This window comes from Streptomyces sp. NBC_00704, from assembly GCF_036226605.1.
Lineage (GTDB): Bacteria > Actinomycetota > Actinomycetes > Streptomycetales > Streptomycetaceae > Streptomyces.
The window spans coordinates 7,238,887-7,253,026 of record NZ_CP109000.1 but is presented as its reverse complement, the minus strand read 5'-3'; the positions used below and the strand labels follow the sequence as shown (position 1 = coordinate 7,253,026).

The 14,140-nt window shown below is 74.1% G+C and carries 10 protein-coding genes; 2 read left to right on the top strand and 8 right to left on the bottom strand.

Annotated features, from left to right (window positions below; genetic code table 11):
* Positions 1–37: 37 nt before the first annotated feature.
* Positions 38–2,767, bottom strand: coding sequence for a P-loop NTPase fold protein (locus tag OG802_RS31475; protein ID WP_329416005.1), 2,730 nt, complete (start codon positions 2,765–2,767; stop codon positions 38–40).
* A gap of 172 nt (positions 2,768–2,939) precedes the next feature.
* Positions 2,940–3,602, bottom strand: a complete 663-nt coding sequence (locus OG802_RS31470) for a TetR/AcrR family transcriptional regulator (RefSeq protein WP_329416003.1) — start codon at positions 3,600–3,602, stop codon at positions 2,940–2,942.
* A 179-nt stretch (positions 3,603–3,781) separates the two neighbouring features.
* Here OG802_RS31470 and OG802_RS31465 point away from each other — a divergent pair, with 179 nt between their 5' ends.
* Positions 3,782–5,047, top strand: coding sequence for a YncE family protein (locus OG802_RS31465; protein ID WP_329416002.1), 1,266 nt, complete (start codon positions 3,782–3,784; stop codon positions 5,045–5,047).
* A gap of 84 nt (positions 5,048–5,131) precedes the next feature.
* Here the strand turns inward: OG802_RS31465 and OG802_RS31460 are convergent, their stop codons facing one another.
* The 3 genes from OG802_RS31460 to OG802_RS31450 form a co-directional block, all read right to left on the bottom strand.
* Positions 5,132–7,006: an endoglycosylceramidase gene (locus tag OG802_RS31460; RefSeq protein WP_329416000.1), complete on the bottom strand. Its 1,875-nt coding sequence runs from the start codon at positions 7,004–7,006 to the stop codon at positions 5,132–5,134.
* 74 nt (positions 7,007–7,080) lie between these two features.
* The gene (locus tag OG802_RS31455) at positions 7,081–7,215 is read right to left on the bottom strand and encodes a hypothetical protein (RefSeq protein ID WP_329415999.1); all 135 of its coding nucleotides are present in this window, start codon (positions 7,213–7,215) and stop codon (positions 7,081–7,083) included.
* A gap of 370 nt (positions 7,216–7,585) precedes the next feature.
* Positions 7,586–8,086, bottom strand: coding sequence for a metallophosphoesterase family protein (locus OG802_RS31450; protein ID WP_329415998.1), 501 nt, complete (start codon positions 8,084–8,086; stop codon positions 7,586–7,588).
* Positions 8,087–8,223: 137 nt separating this feature from the next.
* Here OG802_RS31450 and OG802_RS31445 point away from each other — a divergent pair, with 137 nt between their 5' ends.
* Positions 8,224–10,218: a glycosyltransferase family A protein gene (locus tag OG802_RS31445; protein ID WP_329415997.1), complete on the top strand. Its 1,995-nt coding sequence runs from the start codon at positions 8,224–8,226 to the stop codon at positions 10,216–10,218.
* Positions 10,219–10,960: 742 nt separating this feature from the next.
* Here OG802_RS31445 and OG802_RS31440 read toward each other — a convergent pair.
* From OG802_RS31440 to OG802_RS31430, 3 genes are all read right to left on the bottom strand, one after another.
* On the bottom strand, positions 10,961–11,152 hold the full coding sequence (locus OG802_RS31440) for a hypothetical protein (RefSeq protein WP_329415995.1): 192 nt from the start codon (positions 11,150–11,152) through the stop codon (positions 10,961–10,963).
* A 61-nt stretch (positions 11,153–11,213) separates the two neighbouring features.
* A complete protein-coding gene (locus OG802_RS31435; protein WP_329415993.1) occupies positions 11,214–11,582 on the bottom strand; it encodes a DUF6479 family protein in 369 nt (122 codons plus the stop codon).
* A gap of 89 nt (positions 11,583–11,671) precedes the next feature.
* Positions 11,672–14,113 (bottom strand): SpoIIE family protein phosphatase, encoded by a 2,442-nt coding sequence (locus tag OG802_RS31430; protein ID WP_329415991.1) that lies wholly within the window; start codon positions 14,111–14,113, stop codon positions 11,672–11,674.
* Positions 14,114–14,140: the final 27 nt, after the last annotated feature.

The following is a 14,140-nucleotide window of genomic DNA, read 5'->3' as shown; positions in this document are numbered from 1 at the left end:
CACCGGTTGTCACCCGCCAAACGCCACTCACCGGATGTCACTCGGTGTAGTGCCGACAGGTCATGCGGACGGCGTCGACGATCTCCGGCAGGTCGGGCGCGGGTACCTCCGGCAGTCCCCATGCCGCTCTGGTGTCCTCGATCAGCCGCCGGGCACTGGGCGGTGAGACCGACAGCTCCGCCCGCACGACGGCCAGCCGTTCCAGGCTTCCGTTCGGCCGGTTCACCTGCGCCTGGATGCGGCGGCGCCCGAACCCGGGGGCCGAGAACACGTCGAGGAGGGTGACGCAGAAGTACGCGTAGGCGGCGACCTCCTCCAGTCGCTCCAGGACGTCGGAGGGCAGTTCCGCCGTCAGCTCGGCGGTGCCGGGACCGTCGGCCCAGCGCGCGAACCGTCCGATCTGCTCCCTCATCCTCCCCAGCTCGCACAGGCAGTCGGCGTGCAGCAGCTCCGCGAGCCGCCGCGTCGCTCCGAACACCACGTCGATGCTCCGGGTGGGCAGCGTGCCCTCCTTCACCCCGCCCCGGAAGGCGTCCACCGTCTCCCGCATCGCCCGGATGATCAACCAGGCGCCCACGTTGCGCAGTTCGACCTCCCCGCGGGCCGTGCGCAGTGACACCATCTCGCGGGAGAACCGGATCAGGTCGCGGGGCACGCCGCCGGCCAGGGCGTGCGCGAGTGCCACGAACGGCTCCGAGAACCCTTCGGCGCGCCGGTGCAGTATCGCCTTCGACTCCTCCAGGGAGCAGGGCCGCACATGGACCACGTCGTCGAAGGTGCTGTCCGCCACGTCGCGTCCGGGCAGTCCCCGGCGAACGAACGACGCCCCCACGTCCTCCGACACCGAGATCAGGAAGTGGACGCCGGGGACGCCGAGGATGGCCTTGATCTCCCCGAGGAACTCCAGGGCCTCGGCGGTGGATCCGAGCCGGTCGATCTCGTCGATGGTGACCACCAGGCGCCGGCGTCGCGGCCGCAGTTCCTCGGCGACGTCGGCCAGGGCGCGTCTGAGCCGCTGGACGAGTTCGGGCAGGGTGAGGGGCGACGCGGTGAAGGACGTGCCGTAGGAGGAGCCGAGACCGAGCAGGCCGCCGGTCGGGGCCCCGCTGGTCCCGTAGCTGACGCTCTGGACGGTCTGCAGCCGGTAGAGGTGGTCGCGGCAGCGCCGGACGAGGGCCGGCTCGCGCTGCCCGCGCGTCCAGCGGGACGCCCTGACCAGGATGACGCCCACGGCCACGACGACCACCCGCTCGGACAGATCCCAGCCCAGGGCCGCCTGCCGCGGCCGGTCGTCGAGGAACGTCCATCCGAGACCGACGACGAGGACCAGCAGCGCCATCCGTTGTGCGGCGTCCCGGAAGTACTCCCAGAACGGGGTGACCGCGACCCACACGGCGACGAACCCGAGCGCCCCCACGACCGCCACGGTCGGGTAGAACAGCACCGGGTCGTCGCGCCGCCAGTCGCCGAACCACGCGACCACCGGGTGCGGCGACCACAGGGTCGCCGGCGCCAGCACGACCAGCAGCGTGCCGGCGGGCAGCAGGAACGTCTCGCGCGCCAGGTGCGAGACGTCGGCCAGCCGCCACCGTCCGGCGTACCTGTGGACGACGACGGCCAGCACCACCGCGCCCAGCGCCCACCACGGGCGCGTCCCCCGCGCGACCGCTGTCACGGCGTCGCGCAGGTGCCGCGCCCCGTCGTCGCCGGCACGGGCGAAGGCCCCGCCGAGGTCCTCGGCGAAGCCGCGCGCGGCGGCGAAGACGCCCAGCACGAACAGTCCCAGCGCGAGCAGGTTCCACAGGAACGACCGCGCGCCCGCCCGGACGGCCGCGCCGATCCTGCGCAACCCGGAGCGCAGCGGGCTCAGCCGGCGGAACTCCGGGAAGCGGGCCCCGCGATCCGCCATGTACGTCTCGCACAGGTCGACGAACAGCGAGGTGAGGAACTCCAGGGGCGCGTACGAAGCGGGGGCCTGGACCCCGACCTTCAGATCGCCCGGGGCGCAGGTCTCCAGCAGGGTGGTCTTGCCCGAGCCGCGCGGCCCGCAGACGGCGATGGTTCCGTCGACCAGGGAGTCGAGCTTCAGCGCGATCTCCGCCCTGGCCTGGTTGTCCACCGTGTAGTTGCGGTCCCGGTGGTCCCTGATGCCCTCGTAGCGGGTGGCGACGAGGAGGCAGTCGTGGTCCTCGCCGAGGAGTTCGGACACGACGCTCCGCACGACGGCGGGCATGACGTCCCGTGTCATGGCCTCGGCGAGGTCACCGGTCCGACGCCGTACCGCGCGCGACCGCGCCGCCCTGGCCACGAGGGCGGCGAGCAGCCCCAGGGCGGCGCCCGCCCGGTTCCGCGCGGCGGGCCGGCTCAGGAGCCATGCATGGGCCCCGGCGAAAGCGGCGACGGCGGGCCACGGGCCGGCCCCGGCCGCCCACAGCACGACCGGGGCGGCCGCCGCCAGGACCGCCGCCGCGGGGAGGTCCCAGGACAGCCGGGGCCGCAAGCGGGTGATCCGGTCCTGCGCCCGGTTCCACGCTTCGCACGCCTCCTCGCAGGCCCGCCACGCTTCCTCGCAGGCGCGCCGCGCGTCCTGCCGGAGCGCCCGACGCACCCGGGCGACGTTCTCCGGGCGGAGCATCGCGGATCTGACGTTCTCCGGGAGGGTGCCGGGGCGGTGACCCAGACGGCAGGCGACCTCGGGGTCCCTCAGGGTGCGGTCGAGGGCCTGTTCGTAGGCGATCTCCTGCGCACGGTCGACACCGGTCCGCACCCGGCCGTCCCCGTCGTCCCCGCCGTTCCCGTCATTCCCGGGGTTCCCGTCGTCCCCGCCGTTCCGGCCGTTCCCAACGTTCCGCAACGCGCCCCCGCCCCGTCCTCGTCGTCGTCATCTGCCCCGCCCCGCCCCGCCCGGCCCCGGTCCGGTCCCGTGTGCTCCGGTCCTCCTACCGTGGCGGGCCCGGCCATCCCGGCGGGCGCAAGGTGCCCAGCAGCTGGCGGACCAGTTCGTCGACCACCTCGTCCAGCGTCGCGTCCACCCAGCCCGCGCTCCAGTCGTGCAGCAGGCCGTTGACGCTGCCGATGAAGGCGGCGGCGGCCAGGCGGTAGTCGCGGGGGGCCGCCTCGCCGCGCTCGGCGGCGGCGGTCGCCTCGGCGCAGATCAGGTCGACCCAGCGGGCGCGCCTGGCCAGGCGCTGCTCCTCCAGGCGGGGGCTGACGCCGACGATCTCGACGAAGGTGATCCGGATCCGGTGCGGGTCGGTGGTGACGTCGGCCGCGTAGGCGCGGAAGATCGCGGTGACGCGCTCGGCGAGCGGAAGGCCCTGGGCCTCGGCGAAGGCGGCCAGGACCGCCTGCTCGGCCCAGTCGTTGACCTGGAGGTGCAGCGCCGCGAGGACGTCCTCGAGGGTGCGGAACTCCTCGTAGAACTGGCGCGTCGACAGGCCGGCGGCCTCGCTGAGCGACGCGACGGTGGTGCCGCGGTAGCCGGGCCCGCCGCCGAACAGCCGCAGGGCCGCCTCCAGGAATCGTCCCCGGCGTTCGGCCTGCCGCTGCTCGGCGGACTTGCCGCCGTAACGGCCGGTCGGCGCTCTGAGCCTGCCCGTCACTGGCCCTCCCTCGTCGCTTCGTGCTCCCCCTCCGCCAATTTTGTCGTGCACGGAGTCTTGTGGCGAAGGGCACCCCTTCCTTACTTTCCAGTAAGTCAACTCTGAACGCATCGGTGTTCAGATTCGGGCGGCCCTTCCGCCCTGCCCCCACGCTTCAGCCACCCAGAGGAGAGAGCAGCATGCCTGCCTTCAGATCCAGGCACCTTTGCTCCGTAGCCGCCGCCCTCGTCCTGACCGTCGCCGCCCCGGCGACCGCCGCTTCCGCCGCTTCCGCCGACTCGGACGCATCGACCGCCGCCGCCCTGCGCGAGGTGTTCTTCGTCGGCAACAACTGGGAGGGGACCGCGGACGTCGTCAAGTCCAGCGGGGACTTCGCGAAGATCGGGCGGATCAACGTCATCCCCGACAAGGACGCGCGGATGGCGGCGATCAACGCCGACCCCATCAAGTGGATCTACTTCATGGCCATCCGCAACGGGGTCGGCGAGGGTCACGACCAGTTCGTCGACGACATGTACACCACGCCGGACGGCGCGTCGGTGGTCGTCTCCCGGCCGAGCTTCGCCGACGTCGTCTCCCTCGACCTGGCCACCGGGAAGATCAACTGGCGCTTCCCGGTGTCCGGTTACCGCTCGGACCACATGGCCGTGTCTCCCGACGGCAAGCGGGTCGCGGTCTCGGCGTCGATCTCGAACACCGTGCATGTCCTGGACATCGCCACCGGCAAGCAGGTCGGCTCCTTCAAGACCGGCGACAAGCCGCACGAGAACATCTTCACCAAGGACGGCAAGTACATCTACAACATGTCGATCGGGGACGTGAACACCTCGATGGACGCGCCCTGGCAGGACTTCACCAAGGGCGACCGGCGCATCACCGTCGTCGACGCGACGACGTACCAGCAGGTCAAGGTCATCGACATGCGCCAGCGGCTGGACGCGATCGGGCTCAAGGACTACTCCGACGCGGTGCGTCCCGCGGTGTTCTCGCCGGACGAGTCCAAGCTGTACTTCCAGGTCTCGTTCTTCAACGGGTTCTTCGAGTACGACCTCGCCTCGGACCGGATCACCCGGACGAAGACCCTGCCGAAGAACCCGGCGACCAGCGACGACCGCACCACCTTCGTCAACGACTCGCGCCATCACGGCCTCTCGATGAGCCCGGACGGCGGCAAGCTGTGCGTGGCCGGCACGATGGACGACTACGCGACGGTCGTCGACCGCGCCACCCTCCAGGAAGGCCCGCTGGTCACCGCCTCCAAGCCCTACTGGGCCACGGTCAGCGGCGACGGCAAGGACTGCGTCATCTCCGAGAGCGGCGCCGACCAGATCACGGCGATCGACTTCGCCACCGGCAAGAAGGTCGTCTCGGTGGCGGTGGGCGACCACCCGCAGCGGGTCCGGCTCGGCCACGTGGCGGCGGACTGGACCGGCATCGGCGGCTGACGGCCTCCCGGCACAAGGTCTCCGGCACGGCGAAGGGGTGGGCGGCGGTCACCGCGGCCCACCCCTTCGTGGTGTCCGGCGCTCTCACCCCGCCTTCGTCGCCGCCCACGCCGACAGTTCCGTGCGGGCGGCGGCCAGCAGGGCCGCGGACGGTGCGGCAGAGGCTCCGTTGGTCACCAGCGCGTAGTGCAGGACGCCCGAGTCGGGCGCGTCGAGCAGCAGGCGTCGGCTGCCCGTGCCGCCGGGCTCGGCCGCCGCGGCGATCCTCGCGCCCGTGGAGTACGCGGGCGGGGCGTACACGGCGCCGAGGTCGGAGACGACGGTGGTCGTGGCGGTCGGGAAGGAGGCCGGCAGATGCAACTCGGTGGGCGCGGCGCCGCCGTTCGAACGCCACACCAGCAGCCCGTACTGGCCGGAGCCGACGAGCTGTTTCGTGTGGGGCAGGGAGCTGGGCACGGGGTTCCAGGTGAGCGTGGCGGAGCCGTCGCGGGAGCGGTCCTCGTAGGTGAAGGCGACGGTGGTGCCGGAGGTGGCGCTCGGGTAGACCCGGTCCAGCAGCCGGGCGTCCTGACGGAGTGTCACCGCCCCGCCGTCGTCCAGGCGTACGGCGGAGAGGTCCTCGTCGTTCCAGGCGTCGCCGGTCGTGCGCACCTTGTCGGGGTTGTCGTTCATCAGCTCGTGGTGGCGGCCGTTGTAGATGTCCCACTGCCACTGGGAGCCGGACAGCACCGGTCCGGAGGCGGCCCGCGAGGTCCACCAGTCGGCGCCCTTCACGCGGGAGTCGAGGCCCTGGTACATCGCCTTCAGGACGGTCGGCGCCTTTCCGGCGGTACTGCCGTTCAGCGGGTGGCCGAACTCGCTGACGAGCGCCGCCGTACCGGCCGCGGCGGCGCGGTCGCGGACCGTGCCGAGGTCGCTCACGTACTGGCCGTCCGCCGCGTTGCCCCACATGAGGATGCCGGAGATGGCCTTCTGGTCGTAGAAGTGGGTGTTGAAGACGTAGCGGGAGCCGAGCGTGCCCGCGTCCAGGAGTCCGCCCTCCTCCTTGCTGACGTTGCCGTTCCAGAAGAGGTTGGGCTCCACGAGGGCGGGTTTGCCGGTCCACCCGGCGGCGTCCATCCGGGCCCGGAAGCGCACGTAGAAGGGCCACAGCAGATCGCGTTCCCACATGCGGCTGGCCTGCCCGGAGTCGTAGGCGCCGGCGTAGGGCTCGTTGTAGGGGTCGAAGCCGACGATGCCGGCGAACTCCTCGGCGGTGAGGTTCGCCCTGACGTACGCCATGGTCTTCTCGGCGGTGTCCAGGAAGGAGTCCTGGAGGCCGTGGTCGTTGTGCCAGAAGTCGTGCTGGGCGGCCTTGACCGCGCCGTTCTGGGTGATGTTCTGCCCCCAGAGCAGGCAGATGCCGCAGGACTCGTTCGGGTAACCGCCCAGCTCCACGGCCCACTTGGGCGCGCCGTCGCCGGTGTACCAGCTGCCCGGGTTGAACAGCCAGCGGGAGTAGAGGTCCTGGTGGAAGTCGGGGTAGACGCGGACGCCGGCGTCGAGGAAGGCGCGCATCTGGTCGGTGGCGGCGGCCAGGTAGGCGGTGTCGACCTGGCCGCGCACCGGTTCGGCGTAGGCCCAGGAGAGCAGAAAGCGCACGGAGTTGCCGCCGCCGAGGGCGCGCAGGGCGGTCGCCGACTTCCTGGCGTCGGCGACGGAGGCGAAGGGCAGGCCCCTGTTCTCGGCGAGCTTGGTCTCGCCGGAGACGTTGTAGCCGCGCAGCACGACCTCGCGGCCGTGGGCGTCGACGAAGCGGCCGCCCGACACGGTGAGCGCCGTGCCGTCGAAGGGGAGGGAGTCGGGGATCGTGGTGGCGGCCGTGGCGGTGGCGGCCGTGGGGCCCGCCACCGTCAGGAAGCCGCAGAGTCCACAGAGGACAACCAGAACAGCGAGCAGACGAGCCCGGATATTCGGCATGTCCACTACAGTCCGGTGATTTCCGGACACCGTCAATACCTTCTGACCCACGAGTAAGTTCCTTGTCAGTCAGCTCAGTTGGCCACCCGGCCCATCACGCGCATCAGGTACTCCTCGCGGTTGAGCGGATTGCCGTCGGTGCGCGGCAGCCCGGCGGGTGCGCCGGGGGCCGCGCGTGCGTAGTGACCGAAGCCGCTCTCCGCTCGCACTCCCCCCGGGCCAGCGCGGGGAGCCGCTGTTCGAGGCGGTGCACCCGGGCGGCGGGCACGGCGCCCTCCAGCACGCACCGCGCCCCTTGGATGTCCGTCGTCCGGGGCACGGCGCTCCCTTTCCGGGCGTGATGCGGGAACGCGCGACATTAATCCTGAAAACATATGATTGGTCCGTTACAGGGTCTCCTGGGGTGGGTAGGCGACCAGCACGGACAGGGATGAACGTCCTCTGCCCTTCGTCCAGCGAAGGAAGGAGGTCCGTTGAAGCAACGCACACCCGCAAGTACCGGGCCGCCCCCGACCTGCTCGGCCGGGAGCGGCCCGATCCTCTGTCCGGCTCGGTGTCCGGCCCGGCGAGACCCCCTGGTCAGCGCGGCGGCAGCCGGTGCAGCACGAGGTCCGTGAGGCGGCCGCCGGACGCCGTGACGGTGAGGTAGGTGCAGTGCGGCTGGCGGCGGCGGTCCGTCGGCGAGCCCGGGTTCAGCAGACGGAGTCCGCCCGGGGCGGTGGTGTCCCACGGGATGTGGCTGTGGCCGAAGACGAGGACGTCCAGGTCCGGGAAGCGGGCGGCGCAGCGGGCCTCGCGGCCCTGGGCCGGGCCGGTCTCGTGGACCACCCCGAAACGCAGGCCGCCCAGCTCCGCGCGGGCCACCTCGGGCAGCCGCTCCCGCAGCTCGGGGCCGTCGTTGTTGCCGTACACGCCCACCAGCGCGCGGCTGCGACTCTCCAGCAGGTCGAGGGTGGCCGTGTCGACCCAGTCCCCGGCGTGGATCACCACGTCCGCCCGCGGGAGCTCCTCCAGCAGCTCGGCGGGGAGCGTCTTGGCGCGCTTGGGCAGGTGGGTGTCGGACATCAGCAGGAGGCGCACGGCGTCAGGATACGACCGGCGCCGGGGGGACGGATCAGGACAGGTGGGGCGCCGGCGGCCGGGTTAGCATCGGGCCACGCGCACCCCCGCCGTCCCGCGCGCGGCGAAGCGATCCAGCAAAGGGGGCCAGGATCCCGATGCCGGTCAAGGTCAGCGTCATCGTCCCCGTCCACGACCCGGGTCCTCGGACCGAGGCGTGCGTGGCCTCGCTGCTCGGCCAGTCGCTCGCACCGGACGAGTACGAGGTCGTCTTCGTCGACGACGGCTCCGGCGACACCGCCCCCGCCCCGCTCTACGCGCTCGCCGCCCGGGACGCACGGGTCCGCGTCGTCGGCCGGGAGGACTCCGGCGGACCGGGAGAGCCCCGCAACGCGGGCATCGACGCCGCTCGCGGCGAGTACGTGATGTTCGTCGACGACGGCGACCGGCTCGGCGCCGAGGCCCTGGAGCGGATGCACTCCTACGGCGTCGCGAACGACGCGGACGTCGTCGTCGGCAGAACGGCCGCGCCGGGACGCGCTGCGCCGGTGGAGCTGTTCCGCGCGAACCGCCCGCGCGCCGGCCTGGCGGACGCGCCGCTCCTCGACAGCCTCACCCCGCACCAGATGTTCCGCCGGGCGTTCCTGGAACGGACCGGCCTGCGCTTCGCCGAGGGGCGTCACCGCGCGGGGGACGAGGTCTTCGTCACCGAGGCCTATCTGCGCGCGGACAACGTCTGCGTGCTCGCCGACTACGTGTGCTGTCACCAGGTGCGACGCGACGACGCCCGGCCCCCGGACCCGCGGCGGACCGGCCCGGCGGACGTCGATCTCACGAGCGTGCGCGAGGCCCTCGACGTCGTCGAGCGGTACACCGCGCCGGGCCCGCTGCGCGACAGCCTGTTCCGGCGCTGGCTGCGCGTGGGGCTGGTCGAGCCGCTGCGCGGCCGGCGCTTCCTGGATCTGCCCGAGGAGCGCCGACGGGAGCTGTTCACGCAGGTCCACGCGGTGATCGTCGAGCGGTTCGGGTCCGGGGCGGGGGCCTCGCTGCGGGCCGCGCAGCGGGTCGTCGCCGCGCTGGCCGCCGAGGGCCGCTACGACGACGTCGTCGCGTTCGCGCGGTGGGAGACCGGCGTCGCGCTCGCCGTCCGCCCCGAGGACGTCGCCTGGCGCGACGGCGTGCTGCGGATCGCCTTCACCGCCGAGCTGACGCACGACGGCGGACCCATGGCCTTCCCGTCCGCCGCCCGCTCTCCGGGCGGGCCGCCGCGGGACCTCGCCGATGCGGTCCGCCGGGTGGGCGCGGACACCGTCGAGCAGTTCGAGCACGCCGTTCCCGACCTGCTGCTGCGCGAGCGGACCGGCGCGGCGCAGCACCTACAGCCGGTGGCGGTCGTCCGGGAGACCGTGCCGGCCGACGGCGGCGACAGCGACGGCGACAGCGACGGCGACGGCGACGGCGACGGCGACGGCGACGGCGACGGCGAGAGGGTGCGGCTCGTCCTGCGGGCCGCGGCCGTCCTCGATCCGGCCACCGCCGTCAGCGGCGACGCGCCCGGCGAGGGCCTGTGGGACATATGGGTGCGCGTGAGCCTGGGCGGGTGGACCGGGGAGGTGCGGCTGGGCCCGGCGGCGCGTCACGGGCGGCCCGTCCCGCCCGCCGCGGTGGTGGCGGGCCGGGTGGTGCTGCCGTACTGGACGGAGCGGTACGCGAGTCTCGCGCTGGACGTCGGCCACGCCACGACGCGGCTCGGCCTGGGCCGGGTGGCGGCCGGGGACGTGGGCGTCGAGGACGGCTGGCTGCACGTGGACCTTCCCCTGCACGTCCCGGAGAGCGCCGACGCCGTGCTCCGGCTCGTGCCGGGGAAACCGGGCGACACCTGGGAGGTGATTGCCGAGCTGGGCCCGGGCGGACGGCTGACGGCCGGCCTGCCGGTCGACGGCCTCAGGGGCGGGACCTGGTCGGCGTCGGTGTGCCTGTCCCCCGACACGGACGGGACGCGCTTCCACCCGCTGCCCTTCGCGCTGCACGTCGACCAGGACGGTGTGCTGGTCGTTCCCGCGCCGCAGCCGGGCGGCGCGCGCCACCTGGCCCGCAAGATGCGCCGCACGCTCTACCGGGTGCTCGGAAGGGGGACGCCGCACGGCGGGTGACTCCGCGTCGGCCGGGGCGGGGGCGCGCCATGAGGCGCGGGGGGCGTGACTGGGCGAGCGGGAGGGCCCGTCGGGGTTCCCGAGGGCCCGGCGCGGGAGTCACGCGGGCTCAGGGACGTCCGCCCTCGCGGTACGCCTGCGCCGTCGGGGGTCGCGTCATAGGGGGCCAGGGGGCGTAACCAGGACGGTTGGAGGGCCCGGCGCGGGAGTCACGCAGGCTCAGGGACGTCCGCCCTTGCGGTACGCGCCTGCGCCGTCGGGGGCGGCGCGTCATGGGGGGCCAGGGGGCGTAACCAGGACGGTTGGAGGGCCCGGCGCGGGAGTCACGCAGGCTCAGGGACGTCCGCCCTTGCGGTACGCCTGCGCCGTCGGGGGCGCGTCAGGGAGGGGCAGAGGGCGTGACCAGGACGGCGCGGCGCGGGCTCACCGCGGGCTCGGGCGTCCGCCCTCGCGGTACGCCTGCGCTTGGGCGGCGCGTCATAAGAGGCCGGGGGCGTGACCGGGCGAGCGGGAGGGCCCGGCGCGGGCTCACCGCGGCTCGGGGCGTCCGCCCTCGCGGCATGCCTACACCGTGGCGGCACCATCAGGCGTGCTCCCCGCACGGTCGTGGTCGTCCGGCGGACCGGCGTTCGCGCGGGCCGGTCCGGGACGGTGCTGGCCACGTGACGGTCCGGGACTCGGGCCTGTCCTTCTGAGTCTCGGGGGCGGCCGGGGCCCCCAGCCGGTCCGGGTCTCGGGGCGGTCAGTCCTCGCCGCGGATGATGTTGTCCTCCGGGCCGGGCTGGGCGCCGGGCGCCGCCACCGCCGCCAGGCAGGTGCGCGGCGCCGCCGGGGCGCGGCGCACGCGACGGGCCCTGGCCCAACCCGTCTCGGCCCTGCGGGCCGCGGGTTTCTCCTCGGTCGGCGCGGTCACGGCGGTGGTCTGCGCGGTCACGACGGTTCAACACCCTTCTGTTCCTTCGAGGCCCCGTCGGCGACGGGGCCGGTTCCGCGGCTCAGCCCGCTCCCGGGCCGCCGCTGCCGAACGAGCCGCCGGAGCCCTGCTCCCAGCGCGGGCGGCGCTGGTCGGCGCTCTCCCGGCTGCCGGTGGTCCGCAGTTCGTGGGGCGTGAGACGCTCGCCGTCCGTGGACCGCGGCATCTCGTTCGGTTCGCGGGTCCGGCTCTCGTGGGTCCGGCCGGAAGCGGGCATCCGCGGTTGCTCGTGCGGCTTCGGCGGCGCGGGCTCGCGCGTGCGGATCTTGTGGCCTAGCCGGAAGGCCCAGATCAGGCCGCCCACGAGTACGAGTCCTACGACGATGAAGGCGACGGTGGCCAGGGCTGATCTTCCGGATGCCGCGAGATGGGCCGAGGCGATGATGTCCATGGCCGCCGGGTACCCGCGCCCGGCCCGCGGACACCTGGCCGGCGGGCCGGCAGGGCCCCGCACCGCCCCCGGTGGTGGGCGCGGGCGGTTCAGCCGCGCAGGACCACCTCGCTCCACACCTGCTTGCCGCCGCTCACCGGCACGCTCCCCCAGGCGTCGGACATCGCGGCGACGAGGAGGATGCCCCGGCCGCCGGTGGCCTCCCAGCCCGGGTCGGTCGGCTTGACGGGCGTGCGCGGCGAGCCGTCGGTGACGGCGATGCGCAGCCTGCTGCCGATCAGGGTGAGGTCCAGGCGGACCGGGCCGCCGGTGTGCACCAGGGCGTTGGTGACCAGCTCGGACACGACCAGGAGGGCGGCGTCCATCGCGGTCTCGGCGATGCCCCAGGCGCGCAGCGTGCGCCGGGTGAAGCGGCGGGCGTGCCGGGACGCCTCGGGTACCCTCCACACCGTCCAGCCCTCGCGCAGGGGTTTGACGGCCATGCCGTCGTAGCGCATGAGGAGAAGGGCGACGTCGTCCCCGCGGTGGGCGTCGCCGAGCAGGGCGTCGGCGACGAGACCGAGGTGGGCGGGATCGGACGCGGACAGGGTGCGGGCGAGCCGGGCCAGGCCGGTGTCGATGTCCAGGTCGGCGGACTCCACGAGGCCGTCCGTGGTCAGGGCGACGACGGCGCCCGGCGACAGCCGCAGCGGGGTCATCGGGAACTCGGCCTGGGCCAGTACGCCCAGCGGCGGGCCGCCGTCGGTCTCGGCGACTTCGGTCGAGCCGTCCGGGTGGCGCACGACGGGCGGCGGGTGTCCGGCCCGCACGCACCAGGCCGTGCCGTCCTCCATGCCGACGTCGACGTAGCAGCAGGTGACGAAGAGGTCGGTCTCCAGTTCCAGCAGGAGCCGGTTGGCGTGGGCGACGACCACGTCCGGCGGATGGCCCTCGGCGGCGTAGGCGCGCAGGGCCGTGCGCATCTGCCCCATGAGGGTGGCGGCGGCCGCGCTGTGGCCCTGGACGTCGCCGATGACGAGGGCCACGTGGTGGTCGGCCAGCGGGATGACGTCGTACCAGTCGCCGCCGACCTCCAGGCCCGCGGTGGCGGGCAGGTAGCGGGCGACGGCGACGGCGCCGGGCAGTGCCGGCAGCCGGCGGGGCAGCAGCTGGCGCTGGAGCATGGCGACGAGCTCGTGCTCGGCGTCGAAGGCGTGGGCGCGCATCAGGGCCTGCCCGGCGAGGCCCGCGGAGGCGGTGAGCAGGGCGCGCTCGTCGGGCCCGAAGTGGTGCGGCCGGTCCCAGCCGATGAGGCAGGCGCCCGTCGTGCGACCGCCCGCGGACAGCGGCAGGACGGCGAGACCGCCCGGACCGACCCCGGCCAGCGCCGGTTCCAGCGCGGTGCCCGCGGGCCAGATCCGGGCGCGTCCCTCGCGCAGGGCGGCGGCGAGGGTCGGCATGGCGCGCACGGAGGCGTCCGGCCACTCGGTGCGCCACTCCAGCCGCCACAGCGCGGGCCAGGACTGCGGCTCGGGAGGGTCGAGGACGGTGACGACGAGCCGCTCTCCCTCCAGCTCGGCGAGGGCGATGCGGTCGGCCCGCAGCGGCTCGCGCAGGGCGGCGACGACGGCCTGGCTGACGTCGCGGACGGTGCCGGCGGTGGCGAGGGCGGCGGCCAGCCGCTGCACGCGCGCCACGTCGGTGACCTCGTCGCGCAGGGCCGACGCGTCGGCGACGGTGCCGACCAGCCGGGCCGGGCGGCCGTCGCCGCCGGGCAGCAGCCGGCCGCGCAGCCGCAGCCATTTCGGCGGCCCGGTGGGCTGGAGCACGCGGAACTCCAGCTCGCGGTCGCCGATCGACATGTGGTCGGCCTCGACGACGGACATCAGCGAGGGCAGGTCCTCGGGGACCGCGCGCCCGAGCAGGGTCTCGACCCGGCCGTCGAACTCGGCGCGGGGCATGCGGAACAGTTCCAGGATCTCGTCGCCGACCTCGACCCGGCCGGTGTCCATGGCGAGGCTGAAGTCACCCGCGCGCAGTTCCTCGCCCTCGGCGGGAGCGCCCGCCGCGGGGAAGGCGACGACCTCGGCCACCAGCTCCAGACAGGCCCGGTCGTCGGCGTCGAAGCCGCCGGGGCGCTCCCCGAGGGCGAGCAGACAGCCCGCGCCGTCGGGCAGGGGCAGCGCGGCCAGATGGACGTCGCGGGCCGGCATCCGCCGTGCCTCGGGGCAGTCGGCCAACTCGGCGGGGCCGAGCCACACCGGGCGGCCGGTGCGGTGGGCGTCGGCGGCCGGCGAGCGGCCGTCCAGCGGATAGCTCTCGCGCAGCCCGTACAGGGTCCGCGGGACACCGGCCGACTCGGCCAGGCACAGCAGCTCGCCGCCGTCCCCGGGCGTGTACACGGCGGCGAGGGACGCGCCCGCGAAGACGAGCGCCTGTTCGAGGGTGCGGCGCACCCGTTCCGGCGCGGCGAGGTCGGCCGTGATCGTCTTGAGGGCGATTTCGGCGCGCGAAGGTCCCGTTCTGCGCGCTGCGGCACCCTCACTGACCACGACCGCAATTACAGCGCCATCGGGGTC